Source organism: Aquisalimonas sp. 2447, from assembly GCF_012044895.1.
Classification (GTDB): Bacteria; Pseudomonadota; Gammaproteobacteria; order Nitrococcales; family Aquisalimonadaceae; genus Aquisalimonas.
In genome coordinates this window covers 3,317,048-3,339,745 of record NZ_CP050695.1, presented here as the reverse complement: position 1 = coordinate 3,339,745, position 22,698 = coordinate 3,317,048, and the positions used below count along the sequence as shown (strand labels likewise).

The window sequence follows — 22,698 nt, the reverse complement described above, 5'->3', positions numbered from 1 at the left end:
ATACACGCCGCCCCGGCGGCGCCGGCGGGCGGCGCCTCGGGCGGAGCGACTGGAGTCATCGGCAGTGGTGGCTGGCTACAGTCCCTTCGCCTGGTCGCGCAGCCGGAATTTCTGGATCTTGCCCGTGGACGTCTTGGGCAGCTCGCAGAACACCACCGTCTTCGGCGACTTGAAGCGCGCCATGTTGTCGCGGCAGAACTGGATGATGTCCTGCTCGGTGACCTCCTCCTGGCCGGGGTGCAGAGTCACGAACGCACAGGGCGTCTCGCCCCACTTGTCGTCCGGCCGGGCGACCACGGCCACTTCCATGACGGCGGGGTGGCGGTAGAGGGTGTCCTCCACCTCGATGGTGGAGATGTTCTCGCCGCCGGAGATGATCACGTCCTTGAGCCGGTCCTTGATCTCCACGTAGCCGTCCGGGTGCCACACGGCCAGGTCGCCGGTGTGATACCAGCCGCCGTGCAGCGCCTTGTCCGTGGCCGAGGGGTTCTTGAGATAGCCCTTCATCACGGTGTTGCCGCGCATGAAGATCTCGCCCATGGTCTCGCCGTCCTGCGGCACCGGTTCCATGGTCTCGGAATCCGCCACCATGACGCCGTCCAGGGTCGGATAGCGCACGCCCTGACGGGCCTTCAGCCGGGCCCGCTGATCCAGTGGCAGTTCGTCCCACTCGTCGTGCCAGGCACACACCATCACCGGCCCGTAGACCTCCGTGAGGCCGTAGACATGGGTGACGCTGATGCCCATCTCCTCGACACCGCCGATGACCTGGGCCGGGGGCGCGGCGCCGGCGGTCATGGCCTTGACCTCGTGGTTGATGCCCTGCTTGGAGGCGTCGGGGGCGTTCAGCAGCGCGTTCAGCACGATGGGGGCGCCACACATGTGGGTGACACCGACTTCGCGGATGAGCTGCAGGATCTTCTCCGGGTCCACCTTGCGCAGGCAGACATGGGTGCCGGCGCAGGCGGTGATGGTCCAGGGGAAGCACCAGCCGTTGCAGTGGAACATGGGCAGCGTCCACAGATAGACGGGGCTGTGGCCGAGGTCCCACACCATGGTGTTGCCCACGGCGTTCAGGTAGGCACCGCGGTGGTGGTAGACCACGCCCTTGGGGTCACCGGTGGTGCCGGAGGTGTAGTTGAGGGCGATGGCGTCCCACTCGTTGGCCGGGCCCTGCCACTGGAACTGCGGATCGCCCTCGGCCAGCAGCGCCTCGTAGTCCAGGTCGCTGAGCGGCTCGCCTTCGCCGTATTCCGGGTCGTCCACGTCGACCACGAGGATGTCCCGGTCCACGCGGCTCAGGGCCTCGCGGATGACGGCACCGAACTCGCGATCGGCAATGAGCACGCGGGCCTCGCCGTGGCCCAGCATGAAGGCGATGGCCTCGGCGTCCAGGCGGGTGTTGAGGGCATTCAGCACGGCGCCGACCATGGGCACGCCGAAATGCACTTCCAGCATTTCCGGGATGTTCGGCAGCATGGCGGCGACAGTGTCGCCCTTGCCAATGCCGCGGTTCTGCAAGGCACTGCCAAGCCGGCGGCAGCGCTCATACGTCTGCGCCCAGTTGCGGCGCACGGCACCGTGGATGACGGCGGTGCGCTCGGGGTAGACACTGGCCGTGCGCTCGATGAAGGTGAGCGGCGACAGGGGCGTATAGTTGGCGGGCGTGGGATCCAGATGCTGCTCGAAGATGGATGAAGCGGCCGGATTCATTGTGTCTTCTCCTCGTGACTGTTGATTGATCGAAGAATTTTTCGTTGAAACCTAACAGCAGTTTCGTAATTGTGCAATAAAACGAAGACAATATAGTAAAAATACGATATATGACTTGGGATATAACGGACGTTCTTGCGCGCACTCTGGGTAGCGCCATGCTGGAGCCCGATCACGCAGGACGTGCGCGTGGCGTGGCGGAGTTCCTGGATGCCCTGTTCCCGGAGCAGGTCTACGCCGTCTTCCTGCGGCGGCTCGATGGAGTGAGCTTTCAGCCGGTGGCCGGCTTGCCGCGTTTGCAACACGGCGTGGTGACACGTTCGGGCGGCGGCGATGACCGCCGCCTTCGTGAGTGCCTGCCGGCCTGTACCCTGATGCCCCGCAGCGCGGTGGTGGAACGGTGTCCGCACTCACCGCTGCTGGCGCGGCTGGGCCGCGCCGTGCCTCATACCGAATGGCATTTGGTGCGTGGCTCCCTGGCCGACGGCGGTGACGTGCTGTTCGCCCTGGCGGAGCCGTTGTCTCCGGGGGTGTCGCCCGTGGTTACGCTGCTGGCGGGGCTGTTGCAGACCGGCGCCGGCGCGGAGGGGGGCGAGGCGGCACCGCCGGAGACCCATCTGCTGTGGCAGGATCCGTGTCCCGGGCTGCTCTTCGACGGCAGCGGCGAGCTGCTGCTGGAAAACCCCGCCGCCACCAGCCTTGCCGCACAACTTGGTCTGGACACCGCCCGGCACCTGCTGCCCGGCAACCACGCGGCCCTGTTCCGCTCGGCGGTGCAGGGCGCGCGGGCCATTGCCGAAGTCGAAGCGGACGTCGGCGGGCGCATTCTACTGTGGACCTACATCCCCTTTGCGGACTGCCGCCGGGTTGCCGTCCGCGGTCGGGATGCCACAGAGCAGCGGCGGGCGGCACGCTGGTCCAGGAAGGTGGACCGCATCCACCGGCTCATCACCGAGAACACCACCGATTTGATCTCGCGGCACGATCGCGCAGGCACGTTTCTCTACGCCTCGCCTGCGTCGCTGCAGCTCCTGGGACGGATGCCGGCGGATCTGGAAGGCCAGCCGTTGAGTGCGCTCATGTCCCCGGCCGAGCGCGAGCAGCACGACGCCGAGGCGAGTGCGGCGCTGGTGGAGCGCGGCTTTCATACCATGACCTGCCGCCTGCGCCACGCCGAAGGCGATTACCGCTGGTTCGAGATCGCCATGCGGGCGATCCGCGACACCTACAGCGGCGAGATCGCCGAACTGGTGTGCATCTCCCGGGACGTGACCAAGCGCCACCGGGCGGAGGAGGAGACCCGGCGGCTGGCCGCCATCGTTGCCGCCACCACGGACCTGGTGCTGTTCTCCGATGCCCAGGGTGAGGTGCTGCATTTCAACCGCGCCGCCGGCGATTCCCTGGGCTTGCAGCATCCACTGCAGCGGCCCATCGAGATGGCCGATCTGGTGGCGGACGATGATCGCGAGGATTTCGTTCGAACGGCGTTGCCCACGGCCCTGGAGCAAGGCCTGTGGCGGGGGGACCTGCGGCTGAAAGGGCGCGGCGCGGTGGATTCGTTCCCCGTCTCCATGGTGGTGATGTCCCACCGGGGAGACGGCGACGCACCCCAGTACGTGTCCATCATCGCCCGGGACATGACCGACCGGGAGATGCGCGAGGCCCAGGCCCGGCAGCACCAGGACGAGCTGGCCCACGCCGCACGGCTGAGCACCATGGGAGAACTGGCCTCGGGCATTGCCCACGAGATGAACCAGCCCCTGGCCTCGATCATGAACTACGCCCGTGCCTGCCGGAATCACCTGGAGCGCGCGGAGGCGACGGACCGGGCGCATCTGCAGGACGGGCTCAAGCGCATTGATGACCGCGCCCAGCACGCCGCCGAGGTCATCCAGCGCCTGCGTGCCTTCATTCGCAAGGACCGACGGCAGATCGGCGCCGTGGCGGTGGAGCCGGCCATCCGTTCGGTGATCGACATGGTGGCCTGGGAAGCCCGGCGCAGCGGCGTGCAGGTGGACTGGGACGCGGGTGCCCTGCCGCAGGTAGTTGCCGACCGGGTGCTGCTGGAACAGGTCCTGGTCAACCTGATCCGTAACGCTATCGAGGCCAGCAGCGACGCGCACGGCACCGCCTCGCCCCAGGTGCGCATCGATACCAGCCGCGATGAGGCGGCGGGGACGGTAACCATCCACGTGCGCGACAATGGCCCAGGCCTGGACGCCCGGGAAGTGGAGAACCTCTTCGAGCCGTTCCTGTCCAGTAAACCCGAGGGCGTGGGCCTGGGCCTGACCATCAGCCGTTCCATCGTGGAACAGCTCGGGGGCACACTCACGGGGGATGCGGATTCGGCCGGCGGCATGGTGTTCGATGTCACGCTGCCGGTGTGGACACGGGGGATGGAGGCTTGACGGAGAACAGTGACTACCGGCCGGTGGTCTACCTCATCGACGACGACACGGGCATGCTGGAATCCACTGCCTGGCTGCTGGAGTCCATGGACATCCCGTGCCGGACGTTCCCGGACGGCGCGCAGTTCCTGGAGGCCGTCCACCCGGACATGACCGGCTGCATCCTACTGGATGTACGCATGCCGGGCATGGGCGGGTTGAACGTGCAGCAGGCGTTGAAGGAGCAGCACTGCGAGCTGCCGGTGATCCTCATCAGCGGCCACGCCGACGTGCCCATGGTCAAACGCGCCTTCCGCGGCGGCGCCACGGACTTCATCGAGAAACCCTTCAACGAGCAGGAGCTGCTGGACGTGGTCCAGCAGGCGCTGGAGGAGGACCGCCGCGTCCACGAACGCCGCGCATACCGGCGAGAGGTAGAAGCCCGGTTCGCCGCGCTGACGCGCCGGGAACGGGATCTGGTGGAGCCCCTGGCGCGCGGCCTGCGCTCCAGGGAAATCGCCGAAGAGCTGGGCGTCGGCGCCCGCACCGTGGAACTCTACCGGGGCCGCGTCTTCCAGCGCTTGCAGATCAACAACCTCGCCGAACTGGTCCAGCTCTGCGTGGTCGCCGGCATCATCGACCCCTACCAGATCGACATCAACCCGTAGGTCGCATCTCGACGCACCAACGTGTAGGGCGGACGTTCACGTCCGCCCTACACGGTAAAACTCTCCCCACACCCGCACGCATCCTTCACGTTCGGGTTCCGGAACTCCAGCCGGTGGTTCAACCCGTCCCGCACGAAATCCACTTCCATGCCCTCCAGGAAGGGCAGACTCTTGCGGCTGATCACCACCTTGACGCCGTGCTGCTCGTAGACGGCATCGTTATCCTGCACATCGTCGGCATAGTCCACGGTGTACATGAAGCCGGAGCAGCCACTGGTACGCACGCCCAGACGCAGGCTCGTGGGGTTGCCAGTCTTGTCCGCCTGCATTTTCACGTGCCGCGCGGCGGCCTCGGTCAGTTGAATGCTCATGGCGCGCTCCTTCCTGAAGGCTCGGGCCGGGGATGGCCGATGCACTGCCTTATAATGTCTCCAGTATACATCTTAGGAGACCGGGAGGGAACCGGCCGGATGCGCGGCGCGTGCGGCGTCAGAGGTGGCGGGGGGAGGCGTCCAGCGCCCAGTGCCGGAAGGCCGGCACGAACCCGAGTTCAATCTCGTCATCGATACTGGCGCGGTGGCGGGTCGAGCGCGCGAGCAGACGGTAGAGCTCGGCGAAGTCTTCCACGTCGATGGCGTCGAAGGTCAGGCCGCAGACGCCCTGGCGAACATACGCCACGTGTCCCGCCAGGGTCAGCGACAGCAATGAGTCGTCTTCCGCCTGCAGCACCAGCATGGCGCGGTCGTGTGCGCGGACGCCTCGGGCCAGGCATTCGAGGCTGGCGCCACGCAGGGAGATATCGCGGGTGACTACACGGATGTCCGGCCTGTCGGAGAGGATCAGGCGCCCATGGAGCACCATGTCGAACCGGTGATTATGACGGTACCCCATGATTTTGTTCTCCGTGGCAGCGTTCTCAGACAAGCGTAGACCGAAATCGGACAATGCGATACACGAACGGCGGGCCACGGCCGCTGCCGGCACAAGGCGGCGTGGCAAAAGACTTTTGGCGCAGGGAGGGGCGTGGTAGCGTCTGCAGCCTTCCTGAACAGTGGGTATGGGGCGGATGGCGCTGACGGACGCAATCTATCTCTACGGCATCTTCACGGCGGCGGCACTGGCGTTCGTGGCGGCGCTGTTTACCGGGTTGTTCGTGCTCAACCGCTGGCCGCTGCGGGACCGCTTCACCATCATCCCGGCCCTGCTGTCCGTGGCCAACCTGGCGGCCACGGCCTATCTGCTCGGCATGGCGTTCATCCGGCTCGGCTACCACGTCGGGGATCTGAGCTGGATGCGCCCCGCCTACACAGTGACGCTCCTCGCCGCCCCGGTGCTGGCCGGCTTCTACCTGGCCGTCCACGCCATGTTGATCCGCCGCTGGCCGCCCGGGCCGTGGTTACGGGTTGTGCTCTTCGTCGTGGCGCCCCTGGCGGCGGTGCTGGTCCTGGTCCCCGGTGGCCTTGGCGTGTTCGGCAGCGGCGAGCCGTGGATCGAGGACGGCATCGTGCGCATGGACTTCGGCGCGCTGGCGCCCGCGTATTTCGCGCTGGTCACCGTGCTCATCGCGGCCATGGCGATCCAGGTGGCCATGGCCCTGGCCAGTCGCGAGAACTACGGGCGCGGCGTGTGGTGGTTCCACGGGGCCAGCTTCCTCGCCGTGAGTCTCACCCCCGTTGCCGACATGCTGCGGGAATTCGGCATCGTGATTTTCCCCGCGCCGGTCTCCTGGGTGGGGTTCGGCTTCTTCGCCATGAGCTCGTTCGCTCTCCTGACCGTCCAGTACGCCCGCGTGCTGGAGAACCTGGAGGAAGGCCGGCGGGCGGTGCGGGAGCTGAACGAAGCGCTGAGCCGTGATCGCCTCACGGGCCTCTACTCCCGGGTGGCGCTGGAACAGATGCTGGAGCAGCGTAACCGCTCCACGAACCCCATCTGTTGAGCGGATTGTGGTTCCGGGACACTGAGCCTTCCGGATTGATGGGAGGCTTGGAGCATGTGGTTATCCCCAGTACGCGCCCGCTGGCTGGGCTATCTGTATCACGCGCACGCCAGCGGCCTGACGTTGAGCGAGTATGCCGCCCGGCAGGATGTCTCGCTTGCCGAGCTGATGGACTGGGAGCGCCGGCTGCGTGAGGCCGGGATTGCGGTGCCGGAGCGCCACCGCCCGGCACGGTTCGTCGCCGTGGAGGTGGTGGCATGATCCGGCCCGGGAGCGATGTCGCTGTTTATCTGTGCCGCGAGCCCGTGGATATGCGTAAGTCGATGGACGGATTGTCTTTGCTCGTCCAGGAGGTCATGGAGTGCGACCCGTTCACCGCGGCGGTGTTCGTGTTCTGCAACCGGGCGCGGGATAAGGTGAAGATCCTATTCTGGGAGCGCAACGGCTTCGTGGTCTGGTATAAGCGCCTCGAGCAGGAGCGGTTCAAGTGGCCGGAGTGCGGCGAAGGGGATCGGCTCACGCTCTCGGGCCAGGAGCTCAACTGGCTGCTTGACGGCATCGATATCACCCGCATGCAGCCGCACAAAGCGCTGCATTTTCAGTCGGTTGGATGAAATTTTTGCTCGCCGCACCGGTGTCGTTTTGGTACAATTGTCGGCATGAAACGGGCCGATACCAACACGTTGCCATCCAGTTCCGACCTCCAGCGCGAGCTCGACGAGCAGCGCGCTCTGGTCGAACGCCTCCAGGCCCAGCTCGCCGAGAAGGAGGCCGCGTGGGCGGCGGAGAAGCGCTCGCTGTTCGAGCAGATCCGGCTGCTGCTCGATAACCGCTTCGGCCCCTCCACCGAGAAGTACAGCATCAAGCAGCAGGACATGTTCTTCGATGAGGCCGAGAGCCTGGTGGAAGAGCCCGCCGAGTCTGATGAGACCGACGAGGCGGATGAGGACAACCAGCCAGTCCGCGGTAAGCGCCGCCGTCGGGGCGGCCGCGCCCCGCTGCCACCGGAGTTGCCCCGCGTGGACATCGTCCACGACCTCCCCGAGGACGAACAGCAGTGCGCCTGTGGCTGCGGTGCGCTCACCCGCATCGGCGAAGAAGTCACCGAGCAGCTCGACATCATCCCGGCCCAGATCCAGGTGCTGCGCCATGTGCGCATCAAGTACGCCTGCCGGGCCTGCGAAGACGGCGTCCAGATCGCCGATCTGCCACCGCAGCCGCTGCCAAAGAGCAACGCGAGCCCCGGGCTGCTCGCTTATATCGCCACCGCCAAGTACCAGGATGCGCTGCCACTGTACCGCCAGGAGCAGGTGTTCAAACGACTGGGCCTGGAGTTGCCACGGAACACGCTCGCCCGCTGGATGGTAGACATGGGCGCGCTGCTCGCCCCACTGGCCGAGCGCATGCGCGCCCATCTGCACAATGCGGAACTCATCCACATGGACGAGACCACCGTGCAGGTGAACACCGAGCCCGGGCGGGCCGCCTCCAGCACCTCGTACATGTGGGTCCAGCGCGGCGGACCACCCGGTGCCGAGGTGGTGCTGTTCGACTACGATCCCAGCCGCTCGGGCCAGGTGCCGCGCCGTCTGCTGGACGACTACAACGGCATCCTGCTCTCTGATGGCTACGAGGGCTATGCCCAGGTGGTGCGCGACAATGCGATCACTCACGCTGGCTGCTGGGCGCATGCGCGCCGCAAGTTCGTTGAGGCCCAGAAAGCCCAGCCCAAGGGCAAGACCGGCAAGGCCGACCGAGCTCTGGCGTCCATCGGCAAACTCTACCGTGTGGAGCGCGAGGCACAGGGTCTGCCCGTTGAGGAGCGTGAACGCCTGCGTGCCACGCACAGCCGGCCGCTGATCGAGGATCTGCGCCAGTGGCTTGACCAGTCCCTGGAGAAGGTGCCGCCGAAGAGCGCCATCGGCAAGGCCGTGCACTACCTCAACAGCCAATGGCCCCGGCTCATCCGCTTCCTGGAGGATGGCCGCATCCCGCTGGACAACAACCCTGCGGAGAACGCCATCCGGCCGTTCGTGGTGGGGCGCAAGAACTGGCTGTTCAGCCAGACGCCGAGGGGTGCCCACGCCAGCGCAGCGATCTACAGCGTCATCGAGACGGCCAAGATCAACGGCCTGGAGCCCTACGCGTACCTGCTCGAGGTGTTAAAGAACCTGCCGGCGGCGGCCAGCGATGAGGCCATCGACGGCCTGCTGCCGTGGCATCAGGATGAGAGCCTATACACGCTCAAACCCACCGAGTAGGTGCAGTTCCCGGATCGCTTACGGAGCAGCGCATCAACGAAGGTAACCGCCGCGGCGGCCTGTTGTTCGTGGACCTGGACGACTTCAAGGCCGTCAACGACCGCTACGGCCATCAACACGGCGACCGTGTGTTGCGCGCCGTGGGCGCCGCGATCAATGCCACGGTGCGCGATCAGGACTACCCCGCCCGCTGGGGCGGCGACGAATTCATCATCCTGCTCTCCAGCGGCGACCAGCGGCTGGCCGAGCAGATCGGGGAACGGCTGCTGGACGAACTTCGCCAGGTGGGCGAGCGATTAACGGATCAGCCCGTGGGCGCGAGCCTTGGCTTCGTCCCACTCAACGCCCACGAAACCACCGAGGACCTCATCGGCGCGGCGGATGCGGCGTTGTATCGGGCGAAGGAGTCGGGGAAGGGGAGGTTTGAACCGCAGCATGCGTAACTGTTCAGCCAGGCTTGCCGCGACTCCAAGGGTAGCTCGCTAAATGCAGTCGCTGGGGCTGCTCTACAGCCCGGTTTCGCAGTTGTTGGAGTAAACCGATTCTGCGGTCGTCTGGCACCGCCAGGCGCCTTCCCTAGCTTCACCGTCACCAGAGTAACCGAACGTGTAACGAACTCGTTCATCACGCAATCGAGGAGTGACTTCGGCATTGCCGTTGTCGGCGGATTCCCCGAACGTGTACTCTATCCAGAAATCGTCACCACCATCCCACCCGCTGGTGGCGCTCAGTGCACCGTGACGTCCGTTGACCGTCAGATTAAGCTGATCAGCAAGTTCCCCGATTCCCTCTTCCAAGGGTTGCCCCTGCAGTATGCGGAGCTGAGATTCCACCCTGGCTCCTGCAAGAAGGTTATGTGCCTCCGAGAACTGGGCCCGCGCAACGTACTGCTGATATTGGGGGATCGCGATGCTAGCAAGGATGCCAATGATTGCTACAACGATCATGAGTTCGATGAGTGTGAAGCCTTGTTGCTTCATGGGTTAGTCCTCTGAGAAATGTCCGTATATAACTAAGCAAGTTTTGCGCCATGGACCCGCTTGCCCGTTGTCACTGGGTGGCCACTGGGTACTGCCTTGCTAATATTATTATTCCGCTTAACAAAAGTGATACGGCGATGAGTTCCACGGATTCCTCGATCAGGTGGTCGGTTAGGGGAGGTAACCAATTGTGAAATAGAAATCTGGGTCAGCTTCCAGTTGTGCTGCGACCCTCTCGAGTTCGCTTTTCCAAGGTTCTCTTTCATCAAGGTTAAGCGTGTATATGATCCAGTGGCCCAGCCGGTCTTGCCAGTCGTTAAGTCTTCGTAGCGCCGAGCCGAACGCAACGATACCGTAAATGACGTAAGCAACGATAAGTCTTCGGGGTGTCCACAAAGCTAGCCCTAGCTTATCCCCTTTCAGGAGCATTAGCAGCGGCGATGCCATTAGAGCTGCAAGTAGGGCGAAGAAAGACAGCTCCCAGAGTGGCCGGGCAATGCTTTCTTCGAGTTGGCCTTGAGTGAGAGGGATAACATAATGATCGGAGAATATATGCCGGACGTTCAAGCTGTCCTCCAGCAGCATGAGGAAAAGGCCCGCTGCAAACAGGAAGAACACTCGTGCCTCTAGTTTTCGGCCGCTTGTCTTTGCCCATTGATATCTATACAGCGTTATAGAGGTCGCAAGCCCCAGACACACCCACTGAGTTTTTTCGATGGGTCCGGCTTCGCTAAATATGTGGTACCAGATGAAGGGTGAGCTCGTTACTTTGCTTGTGATAAATATTTCGAAGGGAATAAGGCCCAGAATATCCGTCGCCAAGGTCACCAACCAGCCAATAAGTAGTACCGTTAGGCAGGTGACAACTTGAAAGTCTGCTAACCGTGAGTTTGGGCTTCCCTTTTTCCTTGGGCGAGGGAGGGGCGAGATTCTGGCTTTTCAGAAATTTAAGAAAGAAAATGAAATGGAGGATGCATCACATCCTCCATTTCGGTCTAGCCAAACTTTAGGGAGTTCCGCCTGCCAGCTCTTAAGAGCCGTCCGACTCGCAGTTAGAAACGTACTCGCTGGAGACGTCGGTGGTGCACTCCCAAGTTCCCGCTTCGTCATCATACGTGTACCGAACAACATCACCATCTAGGCGCGGGCTGGCCTCTGTTCCTTCTCCATCGAACCCAGCCCCGAACCGGTAGATGATGCGAGGGTTATCTCCGTCCATTTCGAAGTTGTCAATAACACCATGTTGGCCAAGCATCTGCACACCAAGATTGTTCGCAAGCTCATCTTGGTTAATTTCATCAAAAGCGTCTTCGCCACCCTGCACCCACCGCTCCTGAACAGTCGTGCTTGCACCAGAAAGCAGGTTATGCGCCTCCGAGAACTGCGCCCGAGCAACGTAGTTCTGATACTGCGGAATGGCAATCGCCGCCAGGATGCCGATGATGGCCACGACAATCATCAGCTCGATGAGCGTGAAACCCTTTTGATTCTTCATTTCGTGCATGGTTGTGCTCCTTTCCATCTTCGTTGTGGTGGAACCCACCCGGTCCTGAGTGAGTGCGCACCGTTTTACCGTTTTGCCGAGAACAGCTCAACCGCGAGGGAGGTTGGTCTTGTTCTGGTGGGACTGTTTGCAGGACGCGTGCCAGGGGGCGGTGTCATCCAGTGGCGCGGGGTTTGGGGGTGTTCGTGTGAAGTGGTTCACATTGGGGTGACGTTGATTGTCAGGTCGGGGTGGGGTGGTTCTTGTTGGGTGACGTTTTTTGTCAGTTGGGGGTGGCGGAGGTCGGCTTGATCGCGACTGACGTCGCTCCCACAAGGCGCTGCCCCCATCGCGCTGTGGGAGCGACGTCAGTCGCGATTCGGGGCTGGCCGTTTACTCCATGTCCAGCTTCTTGAGCTTGTAGCGCAGGGCGCGGAAGCTGATGCCGAGGAGCTGGGCGGCGGCGGTCTTGTTGTAGCGGGTCTTCTCCAGGGCCTTGACCACCACGTTGCGTTCCACGTCGGCCAGGTAGTCGTCCAGGGCGAAGTCGTCGTCCGGTTCCGGGGCCGGTTCAGCGGCCTCCACGGCGGCGCCGTTGCCGGGGTGGTCGGGGAGCTGGAGGTCTTCGGCCTCGATGGTGTCGCCCTCGCAGAGGGTGAGGGCGCGTTCCAGGATGTTCTCCAGTTCGCGTACGTTGCCGGGGAAGGCGTAGGCGCGGAGGTTGCCCATGGCGGTGTCGCTCACGCGCACGGGGGCGGCGTCGTCGCCGCCGGTGAGGCGCTCCAGCACGTGGTTCACCAGCAGCGGAATGTCGTCACGACGCTCCCGCAGGCTGGGCACGGCAAGCTGGATGACGTTGATGCGGTAGAACAGGTCCTGCCGGAAGGTGCCTTCCTCGACGAGCTGGGCGAGATCCTGGTGGGTGGCGGAGAGGATGCGCACGTCCACGGACACCTCGTGTTCGGCACCCACCGGCCGTACGGCCTTTTCCTGGATGGCGCGCAGGAGCTTCACCTGCATGGCCGGCGGGAGTTCGGCGACTTCGTCCAGGAACAGGGTGCCACCGTCGGCGGCCTGGAACAGGCCCTGCTTGTCGCGGTTGGCGCCGGTGAACGCACCCTTCACGTGGCCGAAGAACTCGCTTTCCATGAGTTCCGAGGGGATGGCGCCGCAGTTCACGGGCACGAAGGGCTGCTCGCGGCGGTTGCCCTTGTCGTGGATGGTGCGGGCGACAAGCTCCTTGCCGGTGCCGGACTCGCCGCTGATGTACACGGGGGCGTTGCTGCGGGCGAGCTTGATGATGGTGCCGCGGATTTTCTGCATGGCGGGGGAGTCGCCCAGCAGGGTGTCCCGGGAGCGGCGGTCGATCTTCGGGCCGCGGGTGAGCTGCATGGCGCCGTCGACGAGCTGGCGCAGCATGGCGAGGTCCACGGGTTTGGGGACGAAGTCGAAGGCGCCGGCCTTCAGGGCCTGGACCGCGGCGTCCATGCTGCCGTAGGCGGTAATCACCGCCGTGGGCAGTTCCGGGCGTTCCTGGGTGATCTCGCCCACCAGGTCGATGCCGTTGCCGTCGGGGAGCTGCATGTCGGTGATGCACAGATCGAAGCTGTGTTCCTCCAGCAATCGCCGCGCTTCTTTCAGGGTGCCGGCGAGCTCGGAGTCGATGTCCATCCGCTGCAGGGTCAGGTGGATCAGTTCGCAGATGTCCGGTTCGTCATCGATGACCAGGGCCAGTGGACGTTCCATGCTCATGTCGTTGTTGATCCTGTCGCTGCGAAGGTGATGCGGAATCGGGTGCCGGCGGCGCCGGTTTGCACCAGGCTCAGCCGGGCGTGGTTGGCTTCACACAGTTCCCGGCAAAGATAGAGCCCCAGACCGGTGCCGTCACCCGCGGTGGTGAAAAATGGCTCGAACAGCCGCTCGCGGTGCTCCTCCGGAATGCCCGGGCCGTTGTCGGCCAGGTCCAGGTACGGTTGGTCGCGGGCATCCTGGCCGGCCACCAGGGAGATGACCAGCTCCCGCTCGGGGTGGCGGGCGTGACGCGTGGCATTGGTGATGAGGTTCGTCAGCACTTGATGGAGATGCCCCCGGTCGAAGGGGACGATCAGGCGATCGGCGATCCCTTCGACCCGGAGCTGCAACGGGTGCAGCTCGGGCTGGTTGTTCACATCCTGGCGGACGTCGTCCAGCAGGGCATCCAGCTCCACCGGCTCCTGGTTGGGCTGCTGGCGACGGGAAAGCCGCAGGACGTTCTCGACGATGTTGTTCAGGCGCTTGCCGTGGCGCTGGATGATCTCCACCAGCCGCTGGTCGCCCTTGTCGAGCTCCGCCTCGCCCAGCAGCTGGCCGGCGTGGGTCATGGCCGACAGGGGGTTGCGGATCTCGTGGGCGATGCTGGCGGTGAGGCGCCCCAGGGAGGCGAGCTTGGCCTGCTGGACCTGGGCGTTCATCTCCGCCCGGTCTTCCAGGAAGATGAGAATGCCGCCGCCCGGGGCATCCGAGAGCCGCCGGAAGCGCGGCTGCAGTTCCGGGCTCTTGCGGGTGGCCTGGAACGGGGCCGCCTCCTGCGCGGGCTGCTCGCGCCAGGATGCCAGGGCCTCGGCGAGGGGCGGACAGAGCTCCTCCAGCAGCGGGGCGTCGAGCTGCGCCGGCTGGCCCAGCAGCTTCCAGGCGGTGGCGTTCATCAGCCGCACGCGGCCGCTGCGATCCAGCACCAGCACGCCGTCCTGCAGGCGCTGAACGATATGGCCGTTCAACACCTCCTGATCGGCGAGATCCTCGCCGCGCTGTTCGGCCAGGGCGTAGCCTTCCCGGGCGCCGCGGGCGAGCAGGTTGCCGGCCAGGGTGACCAGGAACAGGGCCACGCCGAAGGCGCCTACCTGGGTGTAGCCCGCCGTGTCGGCGGCGGCATCGAGCTGGGTGAGGAATTCCAGGAACAGCAGGGTGAGCGAGGCCAGTGCCGCGAACAGCGCGGCAAGGCGGGTGCCCACCAGGATCCCGCCGCCGGCCACGGCCACCAGCATCAGCACCGCCAGGCCCGGATCCTGGGCGCCGGTGGTGTAGATCAGGGCGCTCAGCAGCAGGATGTCGAGCACGGTCTGGGCGCACACCTGGAGCGTGAGGAAGTGCTTGAGTTGGTACGCCATCGCCAGCGCCACCAGGGCGACGGTCAGGTAGACGATGGCGAGCTGCAGGAACAGCACCGGCTGTTCCGAGCGGATGAACAAGGTGTCCTGGCCGGTGACGAAGGCCAGGCTCAGCATCAGCGCCACCAGCACCCGGTAGTACGCGAACAGCCGCAGCGGCCGCCAGGTATAGCGCTCCTGGCCGCTGTCCGCGGTTGTGCCGATGTGCTCGCCGAGGGTGCTCAAGACGAGGTGCCTCCTGGCTGGTGCCCGTAATCCTGTTCGGAGCGCGATTATAGGGGTTCGCGCGCGGCGTGACTGTGATGTGATTCCGGAGGCACGTCGTTGAGGGGCTTTACGACTCGTCGTGAACCGGAGAATCGCAGCATCGTAGGGCGGACCTTCAGGTCCGCCGTCTCCAGACATGCAGGCCAACGTGGCTTGTCGAAGCCTGATTGGCGGACCTGAAGGTCCGCCCTACGATGCTGCCCTTCGCGACCAGCCAGAGTCCGTGCCGATCTCCAGGGGGCGGATGCGGCGTGAGCACGCTTGTGGAACACATCCTGGTGTTCTAGATTTTCCGCACGTGCCATGGCAACAGGGATGTGGAAAGGGACGTCACATCATGAGCATCTTCATGCACATCGAGGGAATCGATAACGGCGAAGCCGCCGATGCCAATCACCCGGGCTGGATCGACGTTGTCGACCTGACCTGGGGAACCAGCCGCAAGGTCACTTCCCGCTCCGGGGCCCGCTGTGGCCGGGAAAGCGGCAACGCAGAAATGTTGGAGCTGACGCTCAACAAGTTCATGGATCGCACCTCGCCCGAGCTGTTCCGTCTGGCCTGCTGTGGCCGGGGCAGAACAGTCACCCTGGTGTTGACGAAAACCGGCGATGGTTGCGGCGCGGACGTTTTCAACACGTACACGCTCGACCATGCGCTGGTCAGTGGCTACCAGGTGAACGCCAACGCAGAGGACGTTACACGGCCGCTGGAGGCCATCACTCTGAGTTTTCGCGCCCTGGAGCAACGCTACGTCCCTTACGACGATGACGGCAGCGCCCTGAGCCCGATCGTTGTGGGTTTTGACGCTGCCACGAACAAGAGGAAGTAGCTTCAACGGCTTACCGACATGGAGGGAGAGTTCCACATGGATGTATCCATCGATCCTGCACGTGCCGGCCTGAATCCCGGTGCCGAGAGGTGCATTTCCGCCTCCACCCTGGAGCCGGGCGATATCATCGCCACGGCCAATCCACAGAAGAGTTCGCGGTTTATTCAGGCGGCGACCAATGCACCGTTCAGTCACGTGATTCTGTACCGGGGATCGGGACGAGCCATTGATGCCGTCCCTGCCGGAGGGGTGCAGAGAGGCGCATTGTGGGAACTGCTGGGGCGTAGCAACCTGGCTGCCGTATTCCGAAGCAATAATGCGACTCGGGCGCAACGTGAGTTGGCTGTCAAGTGGGCGGAGAAACAGGCTGGTTCTCCTTATGACGCCACCGGCGCCGCTCGGGTTGCCGCTGCGCCGGGTGCACCCGGCTACCGGATCGGGCTGGCGAGACTTTCGTTGTCAGCATTTGACGAGGTTCCGGCAGTCCTCGCGGTGGACGGCCACGATGCGAGCTTCTTCTGCAGCGAGCTGGTGTTCCGTGCCTACGAAGTGGCCGGCGCACCACTGGTGGATCGACGGGCGCATCGCGCGGGTCCGGGCGGCGTACTGCATACACAGTCACTTGAACTCCTTGGCTACCTGCGAGGGGGAGAATGATCGTGGCGCGGCTCGTTGCAGTGACGGCGGTGCTCGGCCTCCTTCTGGCGGGGTGCGTCGACCCTCATACGTGGCCCGAGGATCAGGACGACATTGTCAATGGGCCCCTGGAAGTGAGGACGCACTGGCAAGCATTCACTCTTGAGCAGCCCCTGCAGATCAATGACGAGGGCCGCCAACGTCTGCACCTGGTGCTTGACGGAGAGCAGTACGAGTCGAACGATTTGCACGATCCAAAGGACTACGTCAACCAGTTCAATCCCCGTCGGGTTGACGGCGTTCTGATCGAACCGGACATCATCCTCGTTGGTGATAACGGTAACGAGGTTCGGGTCCATGGAACGGGAAGTCTTGGTGTGAGAACCGGGCGGCTGATTCTTGCCTTCGGCACGCACCACGGTGACTTCGAAGATTTCCTGTCTCGGCCTCCTGCAATACCGGACGATATCGAACACTTCGAAGCCCTCCGCATCCGCAGCAACGAGCCGTTCACCATCGAGGCGCTGCACTGGAGCGTGGACCGCCACCCCGACCTGCACCGCTGCGGCCGGCGCTGTACCTGGCTGGAGCGGTGGTTGATGGGGGAGTAGGAGGGTCGGTTCAGTATCAGGTGGCGCGGATCAAGCCGCTGGATACGGCGTGAGGGTTCGGCCTGGATGGGTGGGTTTGACCGGTACGTGGGGACACGGCGGACCTGGAGTAACAATCGTAGGGCGGACCTTCAGGTCCGCCGTCATAAGGACATGCAAACCAGGGCGGCTCATCGAAACGCCATCGGCGGACCTGAAGGTCCGCCCTACGAAGCTGGCCTGCATGTCTGGAGATGGCGGACCTGAAGGTCCGCCCTACGCCAGGGTGCCAGGCTGCCGTTGGCGGACGTGTTTCCAACGGTAACGCCGGCGCTGCCTTCGCTTTGATTTACACCGGCTGTTGGTGGAGAATTGCGGTTCCATTTTCTCGGGAGGTCGGGCGTTACCATGAATCTTCACGAGTACCAGTCAAAGGAACTGTTCTCCGAATACAACATTCCCATCCCCAAGGGCGATGTCGCCGCGTCGGCGGACGAGGCCGTGGCCGTCGCCGACAAGCTGGGCGGCAGCGTCTGGGTGGTGAAGGCGCAGGTGCATGCCGGCGGCCGCGGCAAGGCCGGGGGCGTGAAGGTCTGCAAGAGCAAGGACGAGGTGCGCGAGTACACCCAGTCCATCCTCGGCACGCGCCTGGTCACCCACCAGACCGACGACAAGGGCATGCCCATCAACAGCGTGATGGTGGAGCAGGGGCTTGATATCAAGTCCGAACTCTACCTGGGCGCGGTGGTGGACCGGGCGACCAAGCGCATCGTGTTCATGGGCTCCGTCGCCGGCGGCATGGACATTGAAGAAGTGGCCGCCACCGAGCCGGAGAAGATCATCACCGTGGCCGTGAACCCCGTGGCCGGGCTGCAGGGCTTTCAGGCGCGGCAACTGGGCTTTGCCATGGGCCTGGACGGCAACCAGGTGAAGCAGCTCGTGAAGGTGATGGACGGCCTCTACCGGCTGTTCCTGGCCAAGGACCTGAGCCTCATCGAGATCAACCCGCTGATTGTCACCGGCGAGGGCGAGCTGCTGGCGCTGGACGCCAAGCTCAACGTCGATGACAACGCCATCGAGGTGGGCCGGCAGAAGGCCATCGAGGCCATGTACGACGCCTCCCAGGAAGATCCCACCGAGGTCGAGGCCGCCAAGCACAACCTCAACTACATCACCCTGGACGGCAACATCGGCTGCATGGTCAACGGCGCCGGCCTGGCCATGGCCACCATGGACGTGGTCAAGGTCCACGGCGGCGAGCCGGCCAACTTCCTGGACGTGGGCGGCGGCACCAACACCGAGCGGGTGTCGGCGGCGTTCAAGCTGATCCTCTCCAGCGATTCCGTGGAAGGGGTGCTGGTGAACATCTTCGGTGGCATCGTCCGCTGCGACATGATCGCCGAGGGCATCATTGCCGCGGTGAAGGAAGTGGGCGTCAACGTCCCCGTGGTGGTCCGTCTGGAAGGCACGAACGTGGAGCAGGGCAAGGCCATGCTGAAGGACAGCGGGCTGGACCTGATCGCCGCGGACGATCTCTCCGATGCGGCGAAGAAGATGGTCGCCGCCGTCGGCAAGGCCGCCTGAGTCCACGCCACCGAATCACTGCGAGGTTGTTGTAATGAGTATTCTTGTCGACAAGGACACCAAGGTCATCGTCCAGGGCTTCACCGGGAAGCAGGGCACCTTCCACGCCACCCAGGCCCTGGAATACGGCACCCGCATCGTTGGCGGCGTGACCCCCGGCCGCGGCGGTGAGACTCACCTGGATCTGCCGATTTTCAACACGGTGAAGGACGCCGTGCGTGACACCGGCGCCCAGGCGTCCATGATCTACGTTCCCGGCGGTTTCGCCGCGGATGCGATCCTCGAGGCGGCGGACGCCGGCATCAAGGTGATCGCCTGCATCACCGAGGGCATTCCGGTGCTGGACATGCTCAAGGTCAAGGCCGCGCTCGCCTACTACGACGACGTGCGCCTGATCGGCCCCAACTGCCCGGGCGTGATCACGCCGGACGAGTGCAAGATCGGCATCATGCCGGGGCACATCCACCAGAAGGGCCGCATCGGCATCGTCTCCCGCTCCGGCACGCTCACCTACGAGGCGGTCAAGCAGACCACCGACGCCGGGCTCGGCCAGAGCACCTGTGTCGGCATCGGCGGTGACCCGATCCAGGGCATGTCCTTCGTGGACGTGATCGAGCTGTTCAAGGACGATCCGCAGACCGAAGGCATCGTCATGGTGGGCGAGATCGGCGGCACCGCCGAGGAAGAGGCCGCGGAGTACATCCAGGCCCACGTGAAAAAGCCCGTTGTCGCGTACATCGCCGGTGTGACGGCGCCTCCCGGCAAGCGCATGGGTCATGCCGGCGCCATCATCAGCGGCGGCAAGGGCACGGCGGACGACAAGTTCGGCGCCCTGGAGAAGGCCGGCGTGGCCACCGTGCGCTCCCCGGCGGAGATCGGCGAACGCATGAAGGCCCTGCTGGGCTGAGATTGGTACCCGCCCGACGCAGCCTGCCGCCGCCGGGGTCCCGGCGGCGGTTTCACTGAATCCGCATGGAGTGCCCCGGCATGTCCGATCGGCTCTGCGTTGCAATGGCCCAGCTCAACACTCGCGTGGGTGACGTGGGCGGCAACACCGAGCAGGTGATCGCCGCGGCCCTGCGGGCCAAGGACCGGCACGGCGCCGACGTGGTGGTGTTCCCGGAGCTCACGCTCACCGGCTATCCGCCGGAGGATCTGCTGTTCCGGCCGGATTTCATTCGCAGCATCGGCGAGTCCCTGGCCCGCATTCGCGACGAGATCCACGGCATTACCGTGGTGGTGGGGTTCCCGCACACCGAAAAGCGCGGCATGTTCAACTCCGCCGCCGTGATTCAGGACGGCATGGTGTTGGGCGTCTACCACAAGCACCATCTTCCCAACGGCGGCGTGTTCGACGACAAGCGCTATTTCCAGCCCGGCAGCACGCCGCTGGTGGTGGACATCAAGGGCCACGCCTGTGGCATCACCATCTGCGAGGATCTGTGGCACCCCGGCCCGGCTCGCTGGGCGGCGGACGAGGGCGCGGAGGTGCTGTTCAACCTCAACGCCTCCCCCTACCACCAGGGCAAGTACCAGGACCGCGAGACGGTGATCCGTGCGCGCCAGGAAGAGGCCGGCCTGCCGGTGGTGTACGTCAACCTGGAAGGCGGGCAGGACGAGGTGGTCTACGACGGCGTCTCCGTGGCCTATGGTGGCGACGGCACGTTGGCGGCAAGGGCGCCGGCGTTTGCCGAGGGGCTCTTCGATGTGGTTTTCCAGCGGCAGGGCAAGGCGCTGGTGCCTGAACAGGGCGAGATTGCGCCGCTGCCGGACGACGATGACCTTGTTTATCAGGCCCTGGTGCGTGGCCTGGCGGACTACGTGAATAAGAACGGTTTCCCCGGCGTGGTGCTGGGCATGTCCGGCGGCATCGATTCCGCCTTCAGCGCCGCCGTGGCCGTGGATGCGCTCGGTGCGGACCGGGTGCACGCGGTCATGCTCACCTCGCGCTACACCTCCCAGGAGAGCCTGGACGACGCCGCCGAGTGCTCCGGGCTGCTCGGCATCGAGCACACCACACTGAACATCGATAGCGCCTTCCAGGCCTGCATGGACGAGCTTGCGCCGGTGTTCGGCGATCGCGCCATGGACACCACCGAGGAGAACATGCAGTCCCGTGCCCGTGGGCTCATGCTCATGGCGCTGTCCAACAAGTTCGGCTCCATGGTGCTGGCCACCGGTAACAAGAGCGAGTATGCCGTGGGTTATGCCACCCTGTACGGCGACATGTGCGGTGGCTTTGCACCGCTGAAGGACGTCTACAAGACCCTGGTCTACCGCCTGGCTGAACGCCGCAACGCCGCAGGCCGGGTGATTCCGGAGCGGATCATTGCCAAGGCCCCCACCGCCGAGCTGCGTCCGGACCAGAAGGACGAGGACTCCCTTCCGCCCTACCCGGTACTGGATGCCATACTGCACCGGTACGTGGATGAGGACGCGTCCGTGGCCGCGCTGATCAGCGACGGGTTTGACGAGGAGGCGGTGCGCCATGCGGTGGCGCTGCTGCACCGGAACGAATACAAGCGTCGCCAGGCCGCGCCGGGGGTCAAGGTCACCCGCAAGGCGTTCGGTCGCGAACGCCGCTACCCCATTACTTCCGGTTATCGGCCCTGGGCCTGAACCCGACAACGAACGAGGTTGCCATGAAGAAGATCGAAGCCGTCATCAAGCCATTCAAGCTGGACGACGTCCGCGAGGCTCTGTCGGACATCGGCATCACCGGCATGACCGTCACCGAGGTCAAGGGCTTCGGCCGCCAGAAGGGCCACACCGAGCTCTACCGCGGTGCCGAGTACGTAGTGGATTTCCTGCCCAAGATGCGGGTGGAGCTGGTGGTGGGCGACGACCAGGTGGACCGCTGCGTGGAGGCCATCATCAACGCCGCCAAGACCGGCAAGATCGGCGACGGCAAGATCTTCGTCACCAACGTGGACCGCGTCCTGCGCATCCGCACCGGCGAAGAGAACGAAGAAGCGATCTGATGACTCCCCCTGTGGGAGCGACGTCAGTCGCGAAGGCGGGAGACTCCGGAGCTCTGGAATGAATGTCGCGACTGACGTCGCTCCCACAGGCGGGCGCGGGATGCATCAAGCTCCCGTAGGGCGGACCTTCAGGTCCGCCGTCAACAGACACGCCAGCCAATGGGGCTAGCAAATGCGGCAGTTCAGGCCCTGACCCGCGGAAGCGGGCTTTGATAGAGTGCCTTGGCTTGCAGGTCGGGGAATGGCGGACCTGAAGGTCCGCCCTACGGGATCAGAGCCCCCGCAGGAGCCACGACAACCGTCCTACGACTCCTGATCATCCTCCACGGATGACGCATCACCCAGCCCCGGCGAGAACAGCGTATCCCGCAACGCCGGGTGATCCGGGTAGTTCATCTCGATGACCCGGACCACGTCCGCCTGCAAATCCGTGAGCTCCAGGTGGCCGTACGCCTCGGCGAGCACGCCCAGGGCGTCGCGCACGGACGGCGTGCCCTGAAAATTCTCGATCACGTTCTGGGCACGGTTGGCGGCGGCCACATACGCGCCTCGCCGCATGTACCAGTCGGCGACGTACATCTCGTAGAAGGCCAGGTGCTGTCGCAGTAGCACCATGCGCTCCTCGGCATCGTCCGCGTACTCGCTCTCCGGGAAGCGGTCCACCACCACCTGGAAGTCCGCGTAGGCTTCCCGGATGGCGTTGGGATCACGGGTCCGGCGGTCGATGTCGAAGGTGCGGGTGAGGAAATCGTTACCCCGGTCCAGATTGGCCCGGCCGCGCATGTAGCTGGCGTAGGCCACATGCTCGTCCTGCGGATTCAGGCGCATGAACCGGTCGGCGGCATTGATGGCCGAGCCCATTTCCCGGGCCTCGAAATAGGCGTAGATGAGATCGAGCTGCGCCTGACGTGCGTACGGCCCGAAGGGATACCGGGACTGCAGGTTCTCCAGCCGTTCCGCAGCGGTGCGGTAGTTGCCCCGCTGCATGGCTTCCTGGGCGCGCTCGTAGAGTTCCTCGGCGGTGCGCTCGCCACGGCGCTGTTCGCCCTGGTAACCGGGTGATGTGGGGTCGGTGACCTGGGGGGAGCCACCACCTCCGCAGGCGGTCAGCGCAAAGGCCAGAGAGAGCAGCAGGGCAGAGAGACGTACCATGACACCTTCAGTAAGCGGCTGAATGATCGAACGCAATATTCTAGGCGACTATGGTCGCGACGCATAGCACGGGACGCAGCCGCCT

The 22,698-nt window shown here is 64.6% G+C and carries 23 protein-coding genes and 1 pseudogene; 14 read left to right on the top strand and 10 right to left on the bottom strand.

Annotated elements, in window-relative coordinates; genetic code table 11:
- Positions 1-75: 75 nt before the first annotated feature.
- The gene (locus KU884_RS15820; RefSeq protein WP_167783525.1) at positions 76-1,713 is read right to left on the bottom strand and encodes an acyl-CoA synthetase; all 1,638 of its coding nucleotides are present in this window, start codon (positions 1,711-1,713) and stop codon (positions 76-78) included.
- A 110-nt stretch (positions 1,714-1,823) separates the two neighbouring features.
- Between KU884_RS15820 and KU884_RS15815 the strand changes: the two genes are divergently transcribed.
- A complete protein-coding gene (locus tag KU884_RS15815; RefSeq protein WP_167783524.1) occupies positions 1,824-4,121 on the top strand; it encodes a PAS domain S-box protein in 2,298 nt (765 codons plus the stop codon).
- A complete protein-coding gene (locus KU884_RS15810; RefSeq protein ID WP_254432078.1) occupies positions 4,118-4,768 on the top strand; it encodes a response regulator transcription factor in 651 nt (216 codons plus the stop codon). The genes KU884_RS15815 and KU884_RS15810 overlap by 4 nt, the downstream gene beginning before the upstream one ends.
- Before the next feature lie 47 nt (positions 4,769-4,815).
- Here KU884_RS15810 and KU884_RS15805 read toward each other — a convergent pair whose 3' ends face one another.
- Positions 4,816-5,139 (bottom strand): iron-sulfur cluster assembly accessory protein, encoded by a 324-nt coding sequence (locus tag KU884_RS15805; RefSeq protein ID WP_167783523.1) that lies wholly within the window; start codon positions 5,137-5,139, stop codon positions 4,816-4,818.
- A gap of 118 nt (positions 5,140-5,257) precedes the next feature.
- The gene (locus KU884_RS15800) at positions 5,258-5,659 is read right to left on the bottom strand and encodes a PilZ domain-containing protein (RefSeq protein ID WP_167783522.1); all 402 of its coding nucleotides are present in this window, start codon (positions 5,657-5,659) and stop codon (positions 5,258-5,260) included.
- A gap of 175 nt (positions 5,660-5,834) precedes the next feature.
- Between KU884_RS15800 and KU884_RS15795 the strand changes: the two genes are divergently transcribed.
- The 5 genes from KU884_RS15795 (at position 5,835) to KU884_RS15775 (ending at position 9,408) form a co-directional block, all read left to right on the top strand.
- Positions 5,835-6,704, top strand: a complete 870-nt coding sequence (locus KU884_RS15795) for a hypothetical protein (RefSeq protein WP_167783521.1) — start codon at positions 5,835-5,837, stop codon at positions 6,702-6,704.
- 54 nt (positions 6,705-6,758) lie between these two features.
- Positions 6,759-6,965 carry a hypothetical protein gene (locus KU884_RS15790; protein WP_167783520.1) on the top strand — a complete coding sequence of 69 codons (207 nt, stop codon included), beginning with the start codon at positions 6,759-6,761 and terminating at the stop codon, positions 6,963-6,965.
- The gene (gene tnpB / locus KU884_RS15785; RefSeq protein WP_167783519.1) at positions 6,962-7,318 is read left to right on the top strand and encodes an IS66 family insertion sequence element accessory protein TnpB; all 357 of its coding nucleotides are present in this window, start codon (positions 6,962-6,964) and stop codon (positions 7,316-7,318) included. Before KU884_RS15790 ends, tnpB begins: the two co-directional genes overlap by 4 nt.
- A gap of 45 nt (positions 7,319-7,363) precedes the next feature.
- Positions 7,364-8,965 (top strand): IS66 family transposase, encoded by a 1,602-nt coding sequence (locus KU884_RS15780; RefSeq protein ID WP_254432077.1) that lies wholly within the window; start codon positions 7,364-7,366, stop codon positions 8,963-8,965.
- 68 nt (positions 8,966-9,033) lie between these two features.
- Positions 9,034-9,408, top strand: coding sequence for a diguanylate cyclase domain-containing protein (locus KU884_RS15775; RefSeq protein WP_254432274.1), 375 nt, complete (start codon positions 9,034-9,036; stop codon positions 9,406-9,408).
- Between the two features lie 63 nt (positions 9,409-9,471).
- On the opposite strand, the gene KU884_RS19175 is transcribed toward KU884_RS15775, so the two are convergent.
- From KU884_RS19175 to KU884_RS15750, 6 genes and pseudogenes are all read right to left on the bottom strand, one after another.
- Positions 9,472-9,798: a hypothetical protein gene (locus KU884_RS19175; RefSeq protein ID WP_371807963.1), complete on the bottom strand. Its 327-nt coding sequence runs from the start codon at positions 9,796-9,798 to the stop codon at positions 9,472-9,474.
- A gap of 38 nt (positions 9,799-9,836) precedes the next feature.
- Positions 9,837-9,945, bottom strand: a pseudogene (locus KU884_RS19295) (prepilin-type N-terminal cleavage/methylation domain-containing protein); the annotation flags it as partial.
- 171 nt (positions 9,946-10,116) lie between these two features.
- Complete coding sequence (locus KU884_RS15765) at positions 10,117-10,767, bottom strand: hypothetical protein (protein WP_167783516.1); 651 nt, start codon at positions 10,765-10,767, stop codon at positions 10,117-10,119.
- Between the two features lie 208 nt (positions 10,768-10,975).
- On the bottom strand, positions 10,976-11,440 hold the full coding sequence (locus KU884_RS15760; protein ID WP_217351510.1) for a prepilin-type N-terminal cleavage/methylation domain-containing protein: 465 nt from the start codon (positions 11,438-11,440) through the stop codon (positions 10,976-10,978).
- A 381-nt stretch (positions 11,441-11,821) separates the two neighbouring features.
- Complete coding sequence (locus tag KU884_RS15755; RefSeq protein ID WP_174813764.1) at positions 11,822-13,174, bottom strand: sigma-54 dependent transcriptional regulator; 1,353 nt, start codon at positions 13,172-13,174, stop codon at positions 11,822-11,824.
- 2 nt (positions 13,175-13,176) lie between these two features.
- The gene (locus KU884_RS15750) at positions 13,177-14,799 is read right to left on the bottom strand and encodes a PAS domain-containing sensor histidine kinase (protein ID WP_167783513.1); all 1,623 of its coding nucleotides are present in this window, start codon (positions 14,797-14,799) and stop codon (positions 13,177-13,179) included.
- 379 nt (positions 14,800-15,178) lie between these two features.
- Here KU884_RS15750 and KU884_RS15745 point away from each other — a divergent pair, with 379 nt between their 5' ends.
- The 7 genes from KU884_RS15745 (at position 15,179) to glnB (ending at position 21,461) form a co-directional block, all read left to right on the top strand.
- Positions 15,179-15,670 carry a type VI secretion system tube protein Hcp gene (locus tag KU884_RS15745; protein WP_167783512.1) on the top strand — a complete coding sequence of 164 codons (492 nt, stop codon included), beginning with the start codon at positions 15,179-15,181 and terminating at the stop codon, positions 15,668-15,670.
- Positions 15,671-15,706: 36 nt separating this feature from the next.
- On the top strand, positions 15,707-16,327 hold the full coding sequence (locus KU884_RS15740; protein WP_167783511.1) for a YiiX/YebB-like N1pC/P60 family cysteine hydrolase: 621 nt from the start codon (positions 15,707-15,709) through the stop codon (positions 16,325-16,327).
- Positions 16,328-16,329: 2 nt separating this feature from the next.
- Complete coding sequence (locus KU884_RS15735) at positions 16,330-16,917, top strand: hypothetical protein (RefSeq protein ID WP_167783510.1); 588 nt, start codon at positions 16,330-16,332, stop codon at positions 16,915-16,917.
- Positions 16,918-17,304: 387 nt separating this feature from the next.
- Entirely contained in the window at positions 17,305-18,480 is a 1,176-nt protein-coding gene (gene sucC / locus KU884_RS15730) for an ADP-forming succinate--CoA ligase subunit beta (RefSeq protein ID WP_167783509.1), read from the top strand.
- A 34-nt stretch (positions 18,481-18,514) separates the two neighbouring features.
- Positions 18,515-19,387: a succinate--CoA ligase subunit alpha gene (gene sucD, locus KU884_RS15725; protein ID WP_167783508.1), complete on the top strand. Its 873-nt coding sequence runs from the start codon at positions 18,515-18,517 to the stop codon at positions 19,385-19,387.
- Between the two features lie 80 nt (positions 19,388-19,467).
- Entirely contained in the window at positions 19,468-21,099 is a 1,632-nt protein-coding gene (locus KU884_RS15720) for an NAD+ synthase (RefSeq protein WP_167783507.1), read from the top strand.
- 23 nt (positions 21,100-21,122) lie between these two features.
- Positions 21,123-21,461: a nitrogen regulatory protein P-II gene (gene glnB, locus KU884_RS15715; protein WP_167783506.1), complete on the top strand. Its 339-nt coding sequence runs from the start codon at positions 21,123-21,125 to the stop codon at positions 21,459-21,461.
- Between the two features lie 303 nt (positions 21,462-21,764).
- Here the strand turns inward: glnB and KU884_RS15710 are convergent, their stop codons facing one another.
- Entirely contained in the window at positions 21,765-22,613 is an 849-nt protein-coding gene (locus KU884_RS15710) for an outer membrane protein assembly factor BamD (RefSeq protein WP_167783505.1), read from the bottom strand.
- Positions 22,614-22,698: the final 85 nt, after the last annotated feature.